Source organism: Curtobacterium sp. MCSS17_005 (assembly GCF_003234225.2).
Classification (GTDB): domain Bacteria; phylum Actinomycetota; class Actinomycetes; order Actinomycetales; family Microbacteriaceae; genus Curtobacterium; species Curtobacterium flaccumfaciens.
In genome coordinates, this window is record NZ_CP126258.1 from 3,664,091 (window position 1) to 3,684,007 (window position 19,917).

The 19,917-nt window shown below is 71.2% G+C and carries 23 protein-coding genes; 3 read left to right on the top strand and 20 right to left on the bottom strand.

Annotation, left to right across the window (positions count from 1 at the left end; all coding sequences use genetic code 11):
• Positions 1–11: 11 nt before the first annotated feature.
• The 3 genes from DEJ20_RS17545 to DEJ20_RS17555 form a co-directional block, all read right to left on the bottom strand.
• Entirely contained in the window at positions 12–1,418 is a 1,407-nt protein-coding gene (locus DEJ20_RS17545) for an L-serine ammonia-lyase (RefSeq protein WP_111234560.1), read from the bottom strand.
• Positions 1,419–1,495: 77 nt separating this feature from the next.
• The gene (locus DEJ20_RS17550) at positions 1,496–1,690 is read right to left on the bottom strand and encodes a PspC domain-containing protein (RefSeq protein ID WP_027466823.1); all 195 of its coding nucleotides are present in this window, start codon (positions 1,688–1,690) and stop codon (positions 1,496–1,498) included.
• A gap of 97 nt (positions 1,691–1,787) precedes the next feature.
• Positions 1,788–2,714 carry an NADP-dependent oxidoreductase gene (locus DEJ20_RS17555; protein WP_258377089.1) on the bottom strand — a complete coding sequence of 309 codons (927 nt, stop codon included), beginning with the start codon at positions 2,712–2,714 and terminating at the stop codon, positions 1,788–1,790.
• 95 nt (positions 2,715–2,809) lie between these two features.
• Here DEJ20_RS17555 and DEJ20_RS17560 point away from each other — a divergent pair, with 95 nt between their 5' ends.
• On the top strand, positions 2,810–3,628 hold the full coding sequence (locus DEJ20_RS17560) for a shikimate 5-dehydrogenase (protein ID WP_111234559.1): 819 nt from the start codon (positions 2,810–2,812) through the stop codon (positions 3,626–3,628).
• Positions 3,629–3,703: 75 nt separating this feature from the next.
• On the opposite strand, the gene DEJ20_RS17565 is transcribed toward DEJ20_RS17560, so the two are convergent.
• The 7 genes from DEJ20_RS17565 to DEJ20_RS17595 all read right to left on the bottom strand — a co-directional run bounded on the left by DEJ20_RS17565 (position 3,704) and on the right by DEJ20_RS17595 (position 9,445).
• Entirely contained in the window at positions 3,704–4,147 is a 444-nt protein-coding gene (locus DEJ20_RS17565; protein ID WP_111234558.1) for an SRPBCC family protein, read from the bottom strand.
• 5 nt (positions 4,148–4,152) lie between these two features.
• Complete coding sequence (locus DEJ20_RS17570; RefSeq protein WP_111234557.1) at positions 4,153–5,598, bottom strand: phytoene desaturase family protein; 1,446 nt, start codon at positions 5,596–5,598, stop codon at positions 4,153–4,155.
• 39 nt (positions 5,599–5,637) lie between these two features.
• Entirely contained in the window at positions 5,638–6,330 is a 693-nt protein-coding gene (locus DEJ20_RS17575; protein WP_111234556.1) for a hypothetical protein, read from the bottom strand.
• 118 nt (positions 6,331–6,448) lie between these two features.
• Positions 6,449–7,117 carry a hypothetical protein gene (locus tag DEJ20_RS17580; protein ID WP_111234555.1) on the bottom strand — a complete coding sequence of 223 codons (669 nt, stop codon included), beginning with the start codon at positions 7,115–7,117 and terminating at the stop codon, positions 6,449–6,451.
• A gap of 54 nt (positions 7,118–7,171) precedes the next feature.
• Positions 7,172–7,699, bottom strand: coding sequence for a GNAT family N-acetyltransferase (locus tag DEJ20_RS17585; protein ID WP_181431459.1), 528 nt, complete (start codon positions 7,697–7,699; stop codon positions 7,172–7,174).
• Positions 7,700–7,709: 10 nt separating this feature from the next.
• The gene (locus tag DEJ20_RS17590; protein WP_258377088.1) at positions 7,710–9,008 is read right to left on the bottom strand and encodes an ABC transporter permease; all 1,299 of its coding nucleotides are present in this window, start codon (positions 9,006–9,008) and stop codon (positions 7,710–7,712) included.
• The gene (locus DEJ20_RS17595; RefSeq protein ID WP_111234553.1) at positions 9,005–9,445 is read right to left on the bottom strand and encodes an ATP-binding cassette domain-containing protein; all 441 of its coding nucleotides are present in this window, start codon (positions 9,443–9,445) and stop codon (positions 9,005–9,007) included. The genes DEJ20_RS17590 and DEJ20_RS17595 overlap by 4 nt, the downstream gene beginning before the upstream one ends.
• A gap of 80 nt (positions 9,446–9,525) precedes the next feature.
• Between DEJ20_RS17595 and DEJ20_RS17600 the strand changes: the two genes are divergently transcribed.
• Positions 9,526–10,155, top strand: a complete 630-nt coding sequence (locus tag DEJ20_RS17600; protein WP_146245356.1) for a TetR/AcrR family transcriptional regulator — start codon at positions 9,526–9,528, stop codon at positions 10,153–10,155.
• A gap of 260 nt (positions 10,156–10,415) precedes the next feature.
• Here DEJ20_RS17600 and DEJ20_RS17605 read toward each other — a convergent pair whose 3' ends face one another.
• From DEJ20_RS17605 to DEJ20_RS17640, 8 genes are all read right to left on the bottom strand, one after another.
• A complete protein-coding gene (locus DEJ20_RS17605; RefSeq protein WP_111234552.1) occupies positions 10,416–11,441 on the bottom strand; it encodes a glycine betaine ABC transporter substrate-binding protein in 1,026 nt (341 codons plus the stop codon).
• Positions 11,438–12,202 (bottom strand): ABC transporter permease, encoded by a 765-nt coding sequence (locus DEJ20_RS17610; RefSeq protein ID WP_111234551.1) that lies wholly within the window; start codon positions 12,200–12,202, stop codon positions 11,438–11,440. The genes DEJ20_RS17605 and DEJ20_RS17610 overlap by 4 nt, the downstream gene beginning before the upstream one ends.
• Entirely contained in the window at positions 12,199–13,470 is a 1,272-nt protein-coding gene (locus DEJ20_RS17615) for an ATP-binding cassette domain-containing protein (RefSeq protein WP_111234550.1), read from the bottom strand. Before DEJ20_RS17615 ends, DEJ20_RS17610 begins: the two co-directional genes overlap by 4 nt.
• The gene (locus DEJ20_RS17620) at positions 13,457–14,104 is read right to left on the bottom strand and encodes an ABC transporter permease (RefSeq protein WP_027466835.1); all 648 of its coding nucleotides are present in this window, start codon (positions 14,102–14,104) and stop codon (positions 13,457–13,459) included. The genes DEJ20_RS17615 and DEJ20_RS17620 overlap by 14 nt, the downstream gene beginning before the upstream one ends.
• A gap of 208 nt (positions 14,105–14,312) precedes the next feature.
• Entirely contained in the window at positions 14,313–15,035 is a 723-nt protein-coding gene (locus tag DEJ20_RS17625; protein ID WP_111234549.1) for a DinB family protein, read from the bottom strand.
• On the bottom strand, positions 15,032–15,643 hold the full coding sequence (locus DEJ20_RS17630; RefSeq protein WP_111234548.1) for a DUF6197 family protein: 612 nt from the start codon (positions 15,641–15,643) through the stop codon (positions 15,032–15,034). Before DEJ20_RS17630 ends, DEJ20_RS17625 begins: the two co-directional genes overlap by 4 nt.
• A gap of 58 nt (positions 15,644–15,701) precedes the next feature.
• Positions 15,702–16,577, bottom strand: a complete 876-nt coding sequence (locus DEJ20_RS17635; protein WP_111234547.1) for an aminoglycoside phosphotransferase family protein — start codon at positions 16,575–16,577, stop codon at positions 15,702–15,704.
• Between the two features lie 117 nt (positions 16,578–16,694).
• Positions 16,695–17,345 carry a ScbR family autoregulator-binding transcription factor gene (locus tag DEJ20_RS17640; RefSeq protein ID WP_111234546.1) on the bottom strand — a complete coding sequence of 217 codons (651 nt, stop codon included), beginning with the start codon at positions 17,343–17,345 and terminating at the stop codon, positions 16,695–16,697.
• 90 nt (positions 17,346–17,435) lie between these two features.
• Here DEJ20_RS17640 and DEJ20_RS17645 point away from each other — a divergent pair, with 90 nt between their 5' ends.
• On the top strand, positions 17,436–17,879 hold the full coding sequence (locus tag DEJ20_RS17645; RefSeq protein WP_111234545.1) for a disulfide bond formation protein B: 444 nt from the start codon (positions 17,436–17,438) through the stop codon (positions 17,877–17,879).
• 42 nt (positions 17,880–17,921) lie between these two features.
• Here the strand turns inward: DEJ20_RS17645 and DEJ20_RS17650 are convergent, their stop codons facing one another.
• The gene (locus DEJ20_RS17650; RefSeq protein WP_111234544.1) at positions 17,922–19,079 is read right to left on the bottom strand and encodes a PP2C family protein-serine/threonine phosphatase; all 1,158 of its coding nucleotides are present in this window, start codon (positions 19,077–19,079) and stop codon (positions 17,922–17,924) included.
• Positions 19,076–19,852 (bottom strand): ThuA domain-containing protein, encoded by a 777-nt coding sequence (locus DEJ20_RS17655; RefSeq protein ID WP_258377087.1) that lies wholly within the window; start codon positions 19,850–19,852, stop codon positions 19,076–19,078. The genes DEJ20_RS17650 and DEJ20_RS17655 overlap by 4 nt, the downstream gene beginning before the upstream one ends.
• Positions 19,853–19,917: the final 65 nt, after the last annotated feature.

Sequence of the window (19,917 nt, forward strand, 5' to 3'; positions counted from 1 at the left end):
CGGGCTGGCGCTCAGCAGAGCGGGACGTTCACCGCGAGTCCACCCATCGCGGTCTCCTTGTATTTCGACGACATGTCCGCCCCGGTCTGCCGCATCGTCTCGACGACCTGGTCGAGCGACACGTGGTGCACCCCGTCGCCCCGCAGGGCCATCCGGGCGGCGTTGATCGCCTTGTTCGCCGCGATCGCGTTCCGCTCGATGCACGGGATCTGCACCAGGCCGCCGATCGGGTCGCAGGTCAGCCCGAGGTTGTGCTCCATCGCGATCTCGGCGGCGTTCTCGACCTGCTCCGGCGTGCCTCCGAGGACCTCGGCGAGCCCCGCAGCCGCCATCGACGCCGCGGATCCGACCTCGCCCTGGCAGCCGACCTCGGCGCCGGAGATCGACGCCCGTTCCTTGTAGATCGACCCGATCGCCCCGGCGGTGAGCAGGAACCGCACGACGGCGTCGTCCCGTTCGGCGGCGGGGGCGTCGGCGACCGTGGGCACGTAGGTGAGCGCGTAGTACAGCACCGCGGGGATGATGCCGGCTGCGCCGTTCGTCGGGGCGGTGACGACGCGGCCGCCGGTGGCGTTCTCCTCGTTGACCGCCATGGCGACGAGGTTCACCCACTCCATCGCGAAGAGCGGGTCGTGGTCGGGGTCCTCGCGGGTGAGCTGCTCGTGCCAGGTGGCGGCGCGACGACGGACGTCGAGTCCCCCGGGCAGGCACCCGCCCCGGCGGACGGATCGGTCGACGCACGACTCCATCACGCCGTGGATGCCCAGCAGTCCGGACCGGATCTCGGCGTCCGTCCGGGTGACCGCCTCGTTCGCCAGGGCGACGCCGCTGATCGGCAGGCCGGAACCGGCACACGCGGCGAGCAGCTCGGCGCCGCTCGAGAACGGGTAGGGCACGGCGTCGTCGACCGGGATCGCGGCACCGGCGACGGCAGCCGATGCGTCCGCCGCGGGCTCCGCCGCCTCGTCCCGTGCGATGAACCCACCACCGATCGAGTAGTAGGTCTCGTCGGCCAGGTCGGCACCGGCGGCGTCACGGGCACGCAGCCGCATGGCGTTCGGGTGCCGGGGCAGCATCGTCAGGGGGTGCAGGACGATGTCGGCGAGGCGGAACGGCACGCTCGCACCGCCGTCGAGCCGCAGGACACCGTCGCGTTCCAGGGCGTCGAGCGCGAGGACCATGGCATCGGGGTCGACGGTCTCCGGGTGTGACCCCATGAGCCCGGCGACGACGGCACCGAGCGTGCCGTGGCCCTGCCCGGTCGACGCGAGGGACCCGTACAGGTCGACCACCACGGTCGTGATGGGCAGGCCACGGACGAGGGTGGCGAACTCGGCACCGGCCCGCATCGGGCCGACGGTGTGTGAGCTCGAGGGGCCGACACCGACGCTGAACAGATCGAAGACGGAGACCGGCACGCCGCCACACTAACCCGTCCGGACGGACCGGTGCTCAGCGCGCGACCCCGGACCCTTCAGCACGAGATCCCGACCGCTCAGCGCCGCCGACCACCCTCGGGCGGCATCACGAACCACAGCACGACGTACGCGATCCACAGCGGCCCGGGGAAGAAGCTCAGGATGACCCAGACCACCCGGACCAGGGTGCGGGACAGGTTGAAGCGATCGGCGAGACCGGCGCAGACGCCGGCCAGCAGACGACCGTTGCGGGGACGGGAGAGTGTGCTCATACCGACGACGCTACGCAACGCCGCCGGTCGAGCGCATCCGGGACGCACCCCGAGCGTGGTGGGGGAAACCCCCGGGCCGGCCCTGAGCGGCCTGGGATCAAGGGATGAGGACGATCTTGCCGCGGGTGTGGCCCTGCTCGAGCTCCTCGAAGGCGTCCTGCACGCGGTCGAGCGGGTAGGTCGCGGCGATCGGAACCTCGATCGCGCCGTTCGCGACCTCGAGTGCGAGCGCCCCGAGGATCTCCGGGTCGGCGGTGTCCGCGCTGCCCGAGGCCTTCGCCCCGACCTCGGCGGCCTCCTCGAACGCGATGATCGTCTCGATGCGGTCGACCGGCACCCCGAGGGCGATGCCGAGCCGGACGTACTCGGCGCCGTGGGTGTCGATCACCGCGTCGATGCCGTTCGTCGCGAGTTCGGTGATGCGCTCCTGCAGTCCGTCGCCGTACGCGACCGGCCGTGCACGCTTGGAACGGAGCCACTCGTGGTTCGCCTCGGAGGCGACGGCGATGACGTCGATGCCCTCGTTCGCGAGCAGCTGGGTGACGAAGCCGCCGACCCCGCCGGCGGCGCCGGACACCACGACGGTCTCGCCCGGACGCGGATCGACCGCACGGACGGCGGCGGCCGCGGTGGTCGCGATGACGTCGAGGCCCCCCGCCACGGTCCAGTCGAGCAGGCGTGGCTTCTGGACGACCTGGACGGCCGGCACGGAGACGTACTCGGCCTGGCTGGCGCGGTCCCACGACCAGCCGATGACCTCTTCGCCCTCGTCGACGCCGTCCACCTCGGCCCCGACGGCCACCACGATGCCGGCGAAGTCGGTGCCCTGCCCGGACGGCAGGTCGCCACCGAACGCACCCTGGCGGATGGCCGACTCACCGGGGTTGATGCCCGCGGCACGGACGCGGACGAGCACCCGCCCGGGCGTCACCTCGGGAACGGGCACCTCGGCGACGTGCAGGACCGATCGGTCACCCCACTCGTCGAAGCGGACAGCGCGCATGGTCTCCGGGATCTCAGTCATCGGCACCGACGCTACCCCGGAGGGCGGCACCCGGTCTGGGTGGACCGCTCCATCCCTGCGAGGACGCGAAACGGAGAGGGTGCGAGACTGGGGGCATGCCCATCCTGAACAAGGACATGCAGGTCTGCATGTCGCTGGCCGCGCGACCGAGCAACATCGGCACCCGGTTCCACAACTACCTGTACGACGAGTTCGGCCTCAACTTCCTGTACAAGGCGTTCACCACGACCGATCTGACCGGCGCCGTCGCCGGCATCCGTGCGCTCGGGATCCGCGGTTGCTCGGTGTCGATGCCCTTCAAGGAGGCGATCATCCCGCTGGTCGACCACATCGAGGACTCCGCCGCCGCGATCCAGTCGGTCAACACGGTCGTGAACGACGACGGCGTGCTGACCGCGTCGAACACCGACTACGAGGCGATCGCCGCCCTGCTCGGGTCCCACGAGGTCGACCCGGCTTCGCGCGTGCTGCTCCGCGGCTCGGGCGGCATGGCCAAGGCCGTCACGGCGGCGTTCCGCGGCGCCGGCTTCGACCGGTTGACGGTCGTCGCCCGCAACGAGCAGACCGGCCCGGCCCTCGCATCGCAGTACGGCTACGAGTGGGTCGCCGACGAGCACGAGGCGGGGGAGACCGACCTGGTCGTCAACGTCACCCCGCTCGGCATGCGCGGCGACCAGCAGGACGCACTCGCCTTCGCTCCGGAACGGATCGAGGCGGCGCACACCGTCTTCGACGTGGTCGCGTTCCCGTCGGAGACCCCGCTCGTGCGGGCGGGCCGCGACGCCGGCAAGCACGTCATCACCGGCGCCGAGGTCATCGCCCTGCAGGCCGCCCGCCAGTTCGAGCGGTACACGGGCGTCGCCCTGTCCGACGACCAGGTGGCGCGCGCCAGCGAGTTCTCGCGCGCCGAGTAGTCGACGCACCCACGGGGCGGACGGGAGGCCCGTGGCAATGCCGCCACGGGCCTCCCGTCCGTCTCGTGCGACGTCTCAGGCGTTCGCCGCGCGCCCGACGGCCACCCACTCCAGGCGGCGGAGGGTCTCGCGGTTGCGGATCCAGATGAGCGGCTGCATGAGGAAGTCGGGCACGTACGAGCCCGGCCCGGCCACCGCGTTCTCGGTGATCGTGACCTTGCAGCCGTACCGGTGCGGTTCGACCGTCAGCTCGACGCGGGCCTCGCCGATGGGCCAGCCCTTCGGCTGGATGACCATGCGGTGCGGCGGCTCCCACACCAGCGACGTCGTGACGTCGTTGATGACGATCGGCCACGCGCCGAACGAGTGGTGCAGGTGGGTACCGACCTGCGGCCAGCCGGACTCCTCCTTGCGCATGCGCGAGGCCCCGACCACCCAGGTCGTGTAGAGCCACCCGTCGCCGAGCACGTCGAAGACGGCTTCGGGACGGCAGTGCAGGATGCGGACGTTCTTCGCCATGGTGATCAGCCTTCCGGGGTGAGGTCGACGTCCTCCGGCAGGCCGAAGGTGTGCCGGAGTGCGCTCTTCGCCGCGTGCCACCCGGCCATGCCGTGCACGCCGGGGCCGGGCGCGGAGGACTCGGAGCACAGGTACATGCCACCGCCCATCCGCCACGGGTCGCTGGACAGGACGGGGCGCTTGACGAGCTGCCAAAAGCTCGCGGCACCGGCGGCGATGTCGCCACCGACGTAGTTCGGGTTGTACTCGCCCATCTGCACGGCGGTGCGGGAGCTCGACGACAGGATCGTGTCGCGGAACCCCGGCGCGAACCGCTCGATCTGGCGGGTGACGGCCTCGGTCGGGTCGACGTCCGACCCCGCCGGGACGTGCGCGTAGGCCCAGAACACGTGCTTGCCCCTCGGGGCGCGGGTCGGGTCCACCACCGTCGGCTCCGCGCCGAGCACGTACGGGCGCTCGGCGTGCTGCCCGTTCGCGACGGCACGTTCAGCGGCTGCGATCTCCTGGCGGGTCCCGCCGATGTGCACGGTCCCGGCCTTCCGCAGCGACTCGTTGGTCCACGGCACCGGGTCGGACAGCGCGAAGTCGACCTTCGCCGCCGCGTTGCCGAACCGGAATCGTCGCAGTGCACCGCGCTTCGGGGTCGGGATCTGCTTGCCCGCGATCCGGAGCATGCCCGGCACGCTCGTGTCGAACAGCACCGCCTTCGCCGGGGTGAGGTCACCGAGCGACCGGACCTCCTGCCCGGTGACGATGCGGCCGCCGTGCGCGACGAGGTCCGCGGCGAGGGCGTCGACGATCGCCTGGCTGCCGCCGATCGGCACCGGCCAGCCGCGGGCGTGCGCGTACGAGCCGAGCGACAGCGCCGCCGCCGCGGTGGACAGGGACGGCAGGTGCTGGATCGAGTGCGCCGCGACGCCGGACACCATCGCCGGAGCAGCCTCGCCGCGGAAGCGCAGGTTCCACGCGGCAGTGCCCTGCTCGAGCGCACGCAGGCCGAAGCGCAGGACGGTCAGGGGGTGCCGCGGCACGTGCAGCAGCGCGTCGGTCGCGAAGTCGGCGACCTGGTCGGCGTTCTCCGCCAGCGGGGCCATCAGCTGCTTGAAGGCCGGCCCGTCCACCCCGAGCTCGGCGGCGGTGCGGTCGAGGTCCTGGTAGGCGATGCCGGCGCGGCCGCCGTCGAGCGGGTGGCCGTACTGCACCTCGGGCAGGCGCAGCTCGATGCGCTCCTCCATGCGGAACAGCCGGAAGAACTCGGACTGCAGGGCCATCGGGTGCACGGCAGAGCAGACGTCGTGCAGGAAGCCGGGCAGGGTGAGCTCGGCCGTGCGGGCGCCGCCGCCGATCGTGTCGTTCCGTTCGACGACCTCGACCGACAGTCCGGCGCGTGCGAGCGTCACCGCTGCCGCGAGCCCGTTCGGTCCCGCTCCGACGACCACCGCATCAACCATGCACCGAGCCTAGGGACTCGTGACTGCGTGTGGTGTCGGTCAGATCACCGAAGCGCCTGTCGACACCGCCACCCGCTTCCGAGCCAGGACGTCGTCGATGCGGTGCGCACCGGCGATGAACGCCGCTGCGTCGGGGTCGATCGCTCCGGCGATCGCGACGATGTCGTCGCGGATGGCAGCCAACGGCGCGTTGTGGATGGGTTCGTGGTGAGCGAGCCGGTTCCGGAATCTCCGCACGGCATCGAGTCGCCGGTGCAGCTGCTTGCGTCGGACCGCCCCCAGGCCGGGGAACGCATGAACGAGTCGGGGCTGCCAGAGCGTCGTCTCGTAGCTCCAGATCGGGTCTCGGGGGATCCCCGCATCGGTGAGGCCGACCCAGAAACCGAAGCTCGTCGCTGCGACCACCTGATCCGGTTCGGGATCGGTGAAGCCCCGTCGTCGCAGGGTTCGAGTTGCGTCATCGACCGCTCGGCGTTCGCGGTCCAGCAGGTGGACAGCGGAGTCGTTCCACCAGTCGTCACGACGGCCCCGGCGGAGTTCGTCGTGGAGAGCATTCCGGACGAACACCTCGACGCAACCGACGGGATTCCAGAACGCTGACGCGATCTCCGAGTTCCAGGCGTAGAGCCGCGCGGCGAGGTCGGTGCGGCCGTCGTAGCGGGCCGCATACCGGCCGAAACGCGCTGCGCTGAGCAGCCTCGGGAGCGCCTGCAGCGTGGCTGGATCGATCATCGCGCCCCTCGTCGCACCCCTCTGAGACAGCAATCGCCCCAGGAGTCCGGCGAGCCGAATGGTCCTGGGGCGTTACTCGATGAGCGTATCGAAGACGCCTCGGTATATCAAGTACCGGTCAGGTGCGCGAGGTGTCGGGGTCGGCCGGGTCCGACTCGTCCTGGTCACCATCGGCGTCGTCGGGTTCGTCGGAGTCGACCGGGGTCGATCCGACGGGGTGCTCGGCGAGCAACTCGGCGAAGTCCTCGTCGAGCATCTGCTGCAACCGGTCGTCGCGGCCGATCTCGTAGTCGTCCGCCGGGCGCTGTGCCCAACCGAGGCGTCCGACGACGGTGGTGCCGATGTCGTCCCAGGCGCGGGCCCGCGCGGCGAGCACGATGCCGTCGACGAAGTGCTGGTCGTCGCGCCGCTTGTCGAGCATGGTGGCGAGCTGCTCGTACGTGGCCTCGCGCATCCGGAGCTTCAGGTCGTCGCCCCGCCGGTAGTCGTGCTGGTGGCGGGAACGGCCCTTCTGCTTGCTCGAGGTGGAGCGGATCTCCCGCATGCGTGCGGCGTCGCCCCGCTGTTCCTCGGCCATGCGGTGGAGTTCCTCGCGCGTGGCCTCGGCGATGAGCGCGTGGTCGAAGTACCCCTGGTCACGCAGGGCGTTCGTGATGATGCGGTTGGCCACCGCGATCGTGACGGCGGCCTTCGCGATGAGGAAACCCTCGTCGACCGCCCGCTTCAGTTCGACCTGGCTGATGGGTCGATCGCGCACGTCGGGGTTGCGTCGTCCGAACAAGGCCATGCTCCGACGATACCGGCGACCGGTGTCGGTCGGCCTGCACGACGGCGGCGGGCGTCAGAGCAGCAGGCCGTACACCGCGACGTCGACCCGCTCGGGGCCGAGGGGCAGTGCGCCGCGCAGGGTGCCCTCGTGCGCGAAGCCGAGCCGCTCGGCGAGCCCACGGCTCCGCGCGTTGTCGACCGCCGTCCGGATCTCCATCCGTGCGGACCCGCGTGCCCGGGCGACCCCGATGAGCACGGTGGCGGCCCGTCGGACGACACCACGGCCCTCCTGTCCGGCGTCCACCCAGTAGCCGAGCGATGCCTGGCCCAGGTACGGGTCGAACGTCAGCGAGGCCACCCCGACGATGCGGTCGTCAGCCCGGATGACGCAGGGCAGCGCGCGGTCCATCGCGAACTGGCCGAGCAGGCGCTCCGTGTACAGGGCGATGGCCTCGCGGGTCTGGGGGTCCCAGGCCCAGGGCTCGGCGGCCCGCAGACGATCGGTGTTGGCGTGCACGAGTGCGAGCACCTGGTCGACCGTCGTCAGGTCGCGCAGCGTCAGCGTGTAGCCGTCACCGAGGTCGCGTCCGAACGTCGTCACCGTCCAGACACTAGGCACCCCTGCCTGTCACTCGTACCGGAGCGCCTCGATCGGGTTCTGCCGTGCCGCTCGCTCGTCGTGCCGGCAGGGTGCCCGCCAGGAACGCGATGAACATCACGACGAGGATGATCGTGGCGACCGACCCCGGCGCGAACTGCATGATCTGCAGCCCCGGCAGGTCCTTGAGGAGCGTGCCGGCCAGGACGTTCGAGATCCCGGTGCCGAGCAGGATCGCGACCCCGGCGCCGATGGCACTGCCGAGGAACCCGATGAACACCGCCTCGAGCGAGAACAGCGTGTAGACCTTGCCGCCACCCATGCCCATCGCCTTCATCAGGCCGATCTCGCGGGTGCGCTCCTGCACGCTCATGAGCAGGGTGTTGATGATGCCGAACCCGGCGGCGACGAGCGCGATCACGGCGAAGGCGTTCAGGACCCCGACGATGCCGCTGATGACGGTCTGGAACTGGCCGAGCTGGTCCTGGATGGTCTGACCGAGGAACCCGTCGTCGGCCAGGGACTTCTTGACCGTGGTGACGGAGGCGTCGGCGTCGAGCGTCGCGGTGGCGCTTGCGTAGGACGTCGCGATCGAGTCGGGCTTGCCGATCTCCTGCGCGGCCTGCATGGCGTCGGTCAGTGCGGCGTTCGCCCCGGCACCGCTGCCGAACAGCGACTCGTTCTGCACCCCGACGACGGTGGCGGTGAGCGTGTGCGCCTTGCCCTGGTAGTCGTCGACGGCGAACGTGAGCTCCTTGCCGACGGCGGCCGAGGCGCTGCCGAGGCCCATGTTCTTCAGGTAGTCGGTCGGCAGCATCACCTGGTTGGCGTCGGTCTCGTCGTCGAGCTGCTTGCCGCTCGCCAGGTCGGCGTCGAGCTCGCCGGCGTTGGCCGTGAGCGAGACGACGTATTTGCCCTGGTCCCCGTACTCGGCGTACTTCGGTGCGAGGGCGACCGCGGGGCGGAGGCTCTTGATGCCGTCCGTCTTCTTGATCGCGTCGACGTCGGACTGCGACAGGTACGAGAACGACGCCGGGCCGCGGTCGACGCTCTGGCCGGACTCGTCCGGGTCGTACTCCGCCGGGCCGCTGTCGGTCGAGGTGGAGTCCACGGCCTTCGTGACGACCAGGGTGCCGTCGTCTCCGATGGAGGAGACCTGGCTGTCGATGTAGTTGCTGACGCCCGTGCCGATCGCCGACGTGAGCGTGATCGTGAAGGCGCCGATGAAGATCGCGATGACGGTCAGGGTCGTGCGCAGCTTCGAGCGGAAGGTGTTCGAGACCGCGGTGCGCAGGAGGTCGAGGAAGTTCATGCGGAGTGCCTTCCGTGCGTGGCAGACGCGTCGACCACGTCGTCGGGTCCGCCGACGATCAGGCCGTCTCGGACGTTCACGCTGCGGTCGCAGCGTGCGGCGAGCTCTTCGTCGTGCGTGACCACGACGAGCGTGATCCCCCGCTCGCGCTGCAGCCCGAACAGCATGTCCTCGACCACCTGTCCGGTGTTCGTGTCGAGGTTGCCGGTCGGCTCGTCGGCGAAGATCACGCTCGGCTCGCCGACCAGCGCCCGGGCGATGACCACGCGCTGCTTCTGGCCGCCGGACAGGTCGTTGGCGTCGTTCTTCGCCTTGTCGGCCAGCAGGCTCTCGCCCTGGTGCACCGCCAGCGACACCCCCTTGAGCGCGTCGAACCGCGTCGCGCCGCGGCCGTAGGTCCTGGCGAGGTCACGGGCCTCGAGCACGGGAGTGGTCATGGGTTCACCGTAGTGTCCGATGCACGACTGCAAGTTTGCGTTTGCTGTAGATCATGTGACGTTCCGGTTACAGTCGGGCCATGCCCGACTCCGCGACGCCGTCAGAACTCGGTCTCCGTGACCGCAAGCGCATCGAGACCCGCAACCGCATCGCCGAGGCGGCTCGGTCCCTGGCCCTCGAGCAGGGCGTCGACGGCACCACGATCGAGCAGATCGCCGCGCGGGCCGACGTCTCCCCGCGGACCTTCTTCAACTACTTCGAGAGCAAGGAGGACGCGGTCCTCGGGCACACCGAGCTCGACCTCGAGCCCGCCACCCTCGAGGCGCACCTGGCCGCCGTCGCGGGGGAGCAGGCGGCGCAGGCCGTGGTGGACCTGGCGTTCCTGGTGTTCGGGTCGTCGTTCGGCGACGAGCACGAGCGGCTCGAGCGCAAGGCCGTCATCGTGCGGTTCCCGCAGCTGATGCGTCGGCAGGTCACGCGGATGACCACGGTCGCCGAGGCGATGACCGGCGCGGTGCGCACGATCCTCGAGCGCGACCCGGCCTGGGGGCCGGAGGCGGCGACCCCGCAGGCGGCGGAGATGCTGCTCGGCATGTGCATGACGGGGCTCCGCAGTGCCGCTCGGCACGAGGGTTCCGACCCGGAACAGGTGCGGGCGGCGGTGGTCGCGTCGATCCGCGACACGGCTGCGCGCATCGCCGCGGCCTGAGACGCGACCACGAACGGACGGGAGGTGGGCCCCACCAGCCGGTACCGGCGCACCGCGCCAGCGGGGTGACGGCCGTGCCTGGAGGTGGGCCCCACCAGCCGGTACCGGCACACCGCGCCAGCGGGGTGACGGCCGTGCCTGGAGGTGGGCCCCACCAGCCGGTACCGGCACACCGCGCCAGCGGGGTGACGGCCGTGCCTGGAGGGACGGTGCCAGCTGGCACCGCGCCTCCCGTCCGTCGGTGGGCACGTCGAGAACGGTCAGGGCTTCGTGATGAAGCCCTCCTTGACCATCCAGTCGAAGGCGACGTCGGCCGGCTCACGCCCCTCGACGTCGACCTGACGGTTCAGCTCCTGCAGCACCGCGTCCGTGAGCTTCGGCGAGATCTGGTCGTAGATCCCCTCGAGCTGCGGGTACTCCTTCAGCGTCGTCGAATCGATGACGGGGGCGACGTTGTACGCCGGGAAGAAGCCCTTGTCGTCCTCGAGCACCGTCAGACCGAGCGACTTGATGCGTCCGTCGGTGGTGAAGACCTCACCGAAGTTGCACTTGCCACGGTCGGTGGCGGTGTAGACCGTGCCGGTGTCGAGGATGCTGACGTTGCGGCTCGGCACACCGTTCGCACCGGAACCACCGAGCTCCAAGCCGTACTTCTTGAGCATCGGCTTGAAGCCGTCCGCACGGGAGTTGAACTCCGACTCCACGCAGAACGTGCGCTGGTCGACCGGCAGCTTGGTGATGTCGGAGAGCGTCTTGACGTCCCCGAGCTCCTTGACGGCCTCGTTGCGGACGGCGAACGCGTAGGTGTTGTTCATCGGCGCGGGTTCGAGCCAGGTCAGCCCGTTGCGGGCGTCCTCCTTCTTCACCGCCGTCCACTGCTCGGTCTTGTCCGGGATCCCCTTCGTGTGGCCCATGAAGGTCAGCCAGGCGGTGCCGGTGTACTCGTACGTGAAGTCGGCCGCGTGCGAGGTCATCAGCTCACGGACCGCGACGCTGCCGGGCACGTTCGTCTCGTCGGTGACGTCGAACCCGGCGGCCTTGGCGGCGAGCACGGCGATCTTGCCGAGCACGAGCTGCTCGGTGAAGTTCTTCGACGTCACGGTGATGTGGGCGCCGGCCGGCAGGTCGTCGATGCGCTGGATGGAGCCTGCACCGGCCTCGGGCACGAACGACGTGGCGGGCTGCAGACCGCAGCCGGTCAGGACGAGGGCGGTGGCACCGGCGACGAACGCGGCGGCTCCGACCCGGGTGCGGGTGCTGCGGGTGCGGCGGGTGCGGCGGGTCATCGGAGTCCCTTCGGTCGTGCGACCGTCTCGACCACGCGGCCGAGCCAATCGATGGAGAGGGCCAGCAGGGCGACGAGCAGGGCCCCGGCGACGAGGACCTTCGGCAGGAACAGCGTCACGCCCGTCGTGATGAGCAGACCGAGTCCGCCCGCACCGACGAAGGTGGCCAGGCTCGCCGTGCCGACGAGCAGCACGAGTGCCGTCCGGATGCCCGAGAGCATGACGGGCACCGCGAGCGGCAGTTCGACGCGCACCAGCACGCTGAAGGCGCTCATGCCCATGCCACGACCGGCCTCGACCAGGCGGTCGTCGACGCTCTGCACGCCGATCATGGTGTTCCGGAGCACCGGCAGGATCGCGTAGAGCACGAGCGCGATGACGGCGGACGAGCTGTTCAGGCCGAGCCAGGCGGCGAGCAGCACGATGAGGCCGACGGCCGGGGCCGCCTGCCCGAAGTTCGCGACGGCGAGCACGTACGGGCTCGCCCGGCGCAGCGGCCCGCGGGTGAGCACGACGCCCAGCGGGATGCCGATGACGAGCACCAGGACCGTCGACTGCAGGGTCAGTACGAGGTGCTGGCCGGTCAGGGCCAGGATGTCCGCCGGGTTGAGCGTCGTGCGCTCCGTCGGGGTCAGGTCCGCCGTCGCGAGCCACACCGCGAAGCCGGCCAGGACGACCAGGATCGCGATCGGCTGGAACAGCAGGCCCTTCCACGAGGTGCGCGCACCGGTGGCGGGGCCGGCGACGGCGACGGTGCTCACAGGTCTTCTCCGGTGGGCATGGCCGACACCGGTGACGACGGCATGGTCTCGATCGGGTTCGTGTTGGTGCCGACCGGCGTGTAGGCCTGGTCACCGGCGGCGGTCGCGCGGGAGCGGGTGATCGCCTCCATCACGGTCTCGACGGTGATGACCCCGCGGAACGCGTCACGACGACCGGTGACGAGTGCGGCGCCGGCGCTCGAGACGAGCATGGTGTCGAGCGCGTCGTTGAGCGTCGCTGCCTCGCCCACGACGGGCAGGCCGGGCTCGACGCCGTCGGGGATGCGCTCGAGACGCTCGAGCTGGCGGCGGGACGGCCACCCGATCGGACGCTGGCGGTGGTCGACGACGACGGCGTGCTGGTGCCCGCCGGCCTCGTTCATCCGCTGCAGCACGGCCTTGACCTCCTCGCCGGGGGAGCACGTCACGGCGGACTCGACCTCGACGTCGCGCACGCGGTTCAGCGTGAGCTGCTTCAGGCCGGCACCGGAGCCGATGAAGTTCTCGACGAACTCGTTCGCCGGCTCGGCCAGGATCCGCTCCGGGGTGTCGTACTGCACGATGTGCGCACCCTCGGTGAAGATGACGATCCAGTCACCGAGCTTCACGGCCTCGTCGAAGTCGTGCGTGACGATGACGATCGTCTTGTGCAGTTCCTCCTGGATGCGCAGGAGCTCGTCCTGCAGGCGCTGGCGGGTGATCGGGTCGACGGCGCCGAACGGCTCGTCCATGAGCAGGACGGGCGGGTCCGCGGCGAGCGCGCGGGCCACGCCGACGCGCTGCTGCTGCCCGCCGGAGAGTTCGCGGGGGAACCGGTCGCGGTAGGTGTCGGGGTCGAGCGACACCAGGTCGAGCAGCTCGTCGACGCGCGCCGCGATCTTCTCCTTCGACCAGCCGAGCATCTTCGGCACGATCGCGATGTTCGCCGCGACGGTCATGTGCGGGAAGAGCCCGCCGGCCTGGATCACGTAGCCCATGCGGCGGCGGAGCTCGTCACCGTCGATGCCGGTGACGTCGTCGTCGCCGACGACGATCCGGCCCTCGGTGGGCTCGATCAGACGGTTGATCATCTTGAGGGTCGTCGTCTTGCCGCAGCCGGACGGGCCGACGAGCATGACGATCTTGCCCGCCGGGATCTCGAGCGTGATGCCGTCGACCGCGGGCTTCGACTGCCCGGGGTACCGCTTGGTGACCTCGTCGAGCAGGATGCTGCGCCCGGTGACGTCCCCGTCGGGCGCGGTGGTGGTGGCGGAGTCAGTGCTGGACACGGATACCTCTCGAGATGGTCAGGCGGCCGAGGCCGATGAGGAGCAGGTCGAGGACCAGGGCGAGCAGCACGACGCCGACCACCCCGACCACGACGGAGAACAGGGCGTTGGCACCGCCGAGGCGGGACAGCCCGGAGAAGATGAAGCCGCCGAGCCCGGGGCCGAGCGCGTACGCGGCGATGGCGGCGATGCCCATCACCATCTGCGCGGCCACGCGGACCCCGCTCAGGATGATCGGCCACGCCATCGGCAGTTCGACCTGCAGCAGGGTTCGGAACCGGCTCATGCCGATGCCGCGCGCCGACTCGACGACGGCAGGCGGGATCTCGGCGAGACCGACGACCGCGTTGCGCAGGATCGGCAGGGCGGCGAAGAAGACGACCGTCACGACCGACGGCAGGACGCCGAAGCCGAGCGGGACGATGAGCAGGCCGATGACGGCGAACGACGGCAGGGTGAGGCCGATGGCCGACACCCCGTTCGCGAACGCGGTCAGGCGCGGGCTGCGGTAGACGAGTGTGGCGAGCACCACGGCGATGACCGTGGCGAGGACGACGCACTGGACGACCAGTGAGAAGTGCTGCCACGATGCGAACCAGATCTGGCTCCATCGCTCCACGACGTACTGGAACACGGGTGGGCGCTCCCCTTCCGGTCGGCTGAACTGCCCACAGATCGGGGCACGAGCTCGGCCAAAGCTACGCAGCAGCTGGCCCGGTTGTACAACGCACACTGGGGTGGACGAACGTTTCCCTCACATCTGCACGGAGAAGAACCCCTGTTCAGCGCATGTTCACCATGCGCACCCTGAGAGAACGGTAACGATCGGTCTGCCCGCTCGGCTATGCGTCGAGGTCGCGCAACCCGGATCGCTCCGCGATGTCGACGAGCTGCTCACGCCAGCGGACCCATTCCTCCGGGGACTTGTCGGCCAGGTTGCCGTCACCGTCGCCGGCCAGGCCGTCGAGCATCTCGCGGACGATGTCGGCGTGACCCGCGTGCCGGGCGGTCTCGTACGCCATGTGCACCAGGATCCGGTGCAGCGTGACGTCCCGGTGCCCCTCCGGCCACCACGGCACGGTCCCGGTGGCGGTGAGGTCGAGCGCCTCGATCGTGGCGTCGGCGTGGGCGGCACTCCGATGGTGGAAGGCCACGATGTCGGCCATGGTCTCGTCGAGCGAGGCGTACATGTCCTCGCCGTCCTCAGACTCGAGCCAGGCGGGCTGGTCCGGCAACGGCCGCCCGAACACCTCGCCGAAGTAGCCGGCCTGCACCCCGGCGACGTGCTTCACGAGCCCGAGGACGTTCGTGCCCGTCGGCGTCACCGGCCAGCGGGCCTGCCGCTCGGCAAGCCCGTCGAGCTTGGCCAGCAGGGCCGCACGGTGCTTCTGCAGGTACCGGTGCAGCGTCCGCTTCACCGCGGTGTCGGCGACCGCGCCGTCCGCGGCCGTCGCGCCGTCGGGGTTCCGCGTGGACCCTTCGTCCGACAGCAGGGCGTTGCCGCTCGCCGCCAGGGTGCTGGTGCTCGCGGGGTGCACCTCGGGGACAGCTTCGACGTCGCTCATGCCCCCGATCGTGCCACCCGGAGCTCCTGCAGGCGCGTCGACTCCTGCACGGCGACCCGTTCGGCCGTCAGCAGCAGCCCGGCGACCTCGGAACCGGTGCGTGTCGGTGCGTCGTTCCAGCTCGTCAGGTCACGCACCCGCCCCATCCGGATGTCCGGTGCGGGGCACCACAGCACGGGCTCGCCCTCGTCGCGGGCGAGGGCGTGCCACACGACGTCGAGCGCGTGCTGCACCCGGGGCGCGTGGACCGCGTGCGGCCCGCCGGCGGCGGAGACGACCGCGCCGACCAGACAGGCGCCGACGAGCGGCCGGCCCTGCACGTCCATCGCGGCGGCGCTCGAGGCCTTGCGCTCGCGGCCGTGCTCGTCGAGGTAGGCGAACCAGGCGTGCTGGACCCACCCGCGTTCGACGACCGCGCGTGCGTCGGAGAGCAGGTGGACGAGTTCGCCGAGTTCGCGCACCCGGTCGTCGACCCGTCGCGCGCGGGCGGCGGCGCGGCGGTCCGACAGACGGTCGAGCAGGCCGCGCAGACCGCGTCGCTCGGGTCGGACGGGGGCGGGGGAGGCGTCGGTGGCGACGTCGTGCTGGACGCGGAGCTCGAGGGTCATGGTGGCCCCTCCGATCGGCTGTGCACGGATGGTGCGCTCACGATAGCCCCGCGGGGACTCAGCCGTCCAGCACCGCGTCGATGCTCCGTCGCGCGACGCTCCGGAAGGCGCGTTCGTCGGCGGTCGCCAGCGCGGACGCGAGCGCGACCACCCACCCGCGTGCGCGCAGCCAGGTGGCCTCCGGGGCCGCGACGCGCGCCCGGAACGCCCGACGCCCCGACCGGTCGAGCGTCAGCCAGGCGGTAGCGAGGTCGACGGCGGGGTCGCCCGCGGTGACGTCCCCGAAGTCGATCACGGCCGACAGGCGGTCGACACCGTTCGACGGGTCGACGAGCAGGTTGAAGGGGTGCAGGTCGCCGTGCACCCAGACGGGAGGCCCGGCGTGCGCGGGCACGGCGGCTGCGGTCCGCCACAGCGTGGCCAGCTCTCCGGCCCGGTGCACGCCGTGGTCGTCGAGTCGCGTCAGCACGGCGTCGCTCCGCGACGCGAGCGGCACCGCACGGAACGGGTTCACCGGGGCGTCGGCCGGGGCGGGGACGTGCAGGAGCCCGACGAACGCAGCGAGCGCCTCGGCGACGGGGACTCCGGCCGCACGTTCACCGATCGCCGTGCCGGGTAGCCACGGCACGATGCTCCACGACCACGGGTAGCCGAGGGCGGGGCGGCCGGTCCGAACCGGGGCCGGCACCGGGACGACCGATCCGACCCGGGCGGCGATGTCCGGCAACCAGCGCTGTTCGTGCTCGACGAGGCGTGCGGCCAGCTCCCGACGGGGCACCCGGACGGCCAGGTCGTCGCCCAGACGCAGCACGACGTTGTCCCAACCGTTCGCGACGACCTCGAGCGGGAGCCCGGCCAGGTCGGGGTGCTGGTCGCGCAGCAGGGACCGGACGAGCGGGACGTCGACGTCGACCTCGGCAGCGGGTTTGGGCACGGCGTCAGGCTAGTGGGCCGCCGGACACACGCCCGCGAACTGGGGCCGGTACCGCGACACCCTCCTCGGTAGTCTCAGAGGCGAGGTGACGTGGGTGTTTCCCTGGGGGGACCCGCGTCACTCCGGAGCGATGAGCGCGACGAGCCGCGGGATCTCCGGACGCAGCCGTTCGGTGACGAACGCGTCCAGCAGGACCGTCCAGAGTTCCCGCAGTCGTTCGAACAGGTCCGCACGTTCGGTCAGGACGTCGGACACGGTCTGGACGCCCGTGTACGCGGGGATCACGACGCGGCCGACGAGCGCCGCGTCCCACCGCGGGTCGACCTGTCCAGCGTCGATCGCCTGCTGCACGAGCTCCGACACGACCGTCATCCAGTCCGTGTACGGGTCCTGGCGAGCGACGTCGCGCGTGGCGGCCTCGGTGGAGAGCCGGATGCCCGCGCTGACGACGACCTCACTGGTCATCTGAATCGCCAGCCCCTGCGACATCCACATCAACACCCCGAGCGGACTGGTGCCGCGCGCGAACGCGGCCGCACCGTAGCGCCGGGAGATCGCGTGCTGCTCCGCGATCACAGCCCCGGCCATGTCGGCCTTCGACGTGAAGTGGAAGTACAGCGCGCCCTTGGTCATCCCGATGCGCTCGGCGATGCCGTCCATCGAGGCGCCGACGTACCCGCGTTCGTCGAACTCCGCGGCCGCGCCTTCGATGATCGCCGTGCGGGTCGCGAGCGACCGCTGCTGTCGGGTCGGTCGGTCCTGCACCATGGGGTCCGATCGTAGTCAGCGCACGCTGCCGCCGGGGACCACTGGCCGCATTCGGCAGGCGTTCGGCCGTATGCCCTACGGTCGGTCGCCATGGACGGATGGCGGAACCCTGCGCGCTGGGCACGGACGGGTCGGTGGCTGCTGCTGCCGATCGCGGTGCTGGACTGGGTCGCGCTTACGCCGCAGACCATCGTGGTGCTCGCGTTCCTGATCGCCGTCGTCGGGCTCGCCGGCATGGGCGCTGCCCTCGTGGTGCACATGCTCCGTCGGTCCCGCGGGGCGATGGCCGGCCTCGGCGTGGTGATGCTGCTCGGCGGACTGGTGGTGTTCGCCCTCGACCCGTTCCCGGGCTCGTTCCCGCTCATCGAGTCGTGGTGGCCGGAATCGATCACGCAGCCGCAGCACGTCGGCAGCGCGTACTGGCAGCTCGCCGGCCTGGGCATCGAGCTCGCCGGGTTCGCCCTGCTCGCCACGCTGCTCGTGGTCTCCCTGACCGGCACCCCGCGCCCGCGGCCGGACCGCTTCCGCTCCTGACCCGCTCCGGGCAGCACGCCGTGCCGAGGCGGCGAATCCCGCTCAGTGCCGTGTGAGCACCACCAGCGTGACGTCGACCGCGGCGTCCGTGGGGACCGCCGTGCGCACCCGTTCGACCACGGTCGCCCCGTCCGGAGCCGAGCGCACCAGCGCAGCGAGATCGTCCAGGTGCCGGAGCCCGTCCAGCGACAGGACGCCCTGGGTGCAGATCGCCAGCCGGTCTCCGGGCTCCAGGTCGAGCGCGCCGGGCGACCGGGGGATCGCGTCCGGCTGCAGCCCGAGCGGCAGGTCGAGTGGGTGCAGGACGCGAGCCGGACCGTCGGCGGGGACCAGCACCGCGAGGCCGTGGCCGGCGTCGCCGAAGTCGACGTGACCCGACGTCGGGTCGAGCCGCAGGTGGAAGAGCGAGCCGACGGCGTCCGCAGCCGACAGGTCGGCGGTGACCTGCGCCTCCAGGCCGACGATCGCGTCCGACATGGCCGAACCGGTCCGTGCCGCCACGGCACCGCGGACCGCCGCGGCGAGCAGGCCGGACGCCGGTCCGGCGGCGCTCACCCGGCCGACGGTGACGTGCAGGGCACCGTCGGGGGCGGTGCGCCAATCGGCGACGTCACCCCCGCCGTCGTCGTGCTGGGCGACCAGGACGTCGACGTGGTACCCCGGCACCGCGACCGGGTCCGGCACCAGGCCGTCGAGCACGCGACGGACCCGCCCGCGGTCGATGGCGACGCCGAGTTCCCGCTCCGCCCACCGGGCCAGGTCACGCAGCAGGGCGACGTCGTCCGGCGAGAACGTGCGCGGAACCGCGTCCATCAGGCACAGCGTGCCCACCCGGGTGCCGTCGACCATCGTCAACGGTGCGCCCGCGTAGAACCGGATGCCGTGCTCCGCCACCGCCGCTGTGTCGGCGAACCGGGCGTCGAGCGACGCGTCCGGGATCACCATCGGCTCGCGGGTGAGCACCGTCGACGCGCAGAACTGCTCGCTGGCGGGGACGCTCGATCCCTGGTGCCAGCCGAAGGTCGACTGCGTGGTGACGAGGTCGTGGTGGACGAGGTTGAGGAAGGTCAACGGGACGTCGAACGCCTCGTGGGCCATGCGGGTGATGCGGTCGAAGCGCTCCTCGGGTCCTGATCCCAAGATGGCGAGCGCCTCGATCACCGCGGTGCGCTTGTCCGCACCGTCGAGATGGTTGGTCACCCGGCCTGTCTACCCCCATCGTCCGACAGGAACCAGTCCCGCGGGTGGGGGTCGGCGGTCAGCTCGCGGCGCTCGGACACCGGGGCGGCCCAGGCGGCGGCGTTCGACAGCACGCGCTGGATGTCCGGGTGGTGGTACACGGGGTACTCCTGGTCGCCGGGCGAGAAGTAGAAGACCTTGCCGAGTCCTCGGCGGTACGCGACGCCGGAGCGGAAGACCTCGCCGCCCGCGAAGGTCGACAGGAACACCTCTTCGTCGGGGCGTGGGATGTCGAAGTACTCGCCGTACATCTCCTGCCGGTCGATGACGATCGGGTGCGGGACCCCGGCGGCGATCGGGTGCTCGGGCGCGACGGTCCAGACGAGTTCGCGCTCGCCGTCGTTCCGCCACTTCAACGAGCAGGTCGTGCCCATCAGGCGCTTGAACGGCTTGGAGTAGTGGCCGGAGTGCAGCACCACCAGGCCCATCCCGGCGTGCACGGCGTCGACGACCAGGTCGACGACGGCGTCGCTCACCTCGTCGTGGGCGGCGTGCCCCCACCAGAACAGCACGTCCGTGGCGGCCAACCGTTCGGCGGTGATGCCGTGGTCGGGTTCCTGCAGGGTGGCGGTGGAGACGTCGGCCCCGGGCTGCAGCTGCCGGAGCGCCTCGGCGATCACGGTGTGCATGCCGTCGGGGTAGTGCCCGATGACCGTCGCGTCACCGCGGGTCTCGTGCACGTTCTCGTTCCAGACGACGATGTTCAGGGGACGGTTCTCGGTCGACGGCGACATGCAGGCAACGCTACCCGTGCTCGGTTCACGCATCCACTGGCGTTTTCTGATCGTTTGGCCTACCT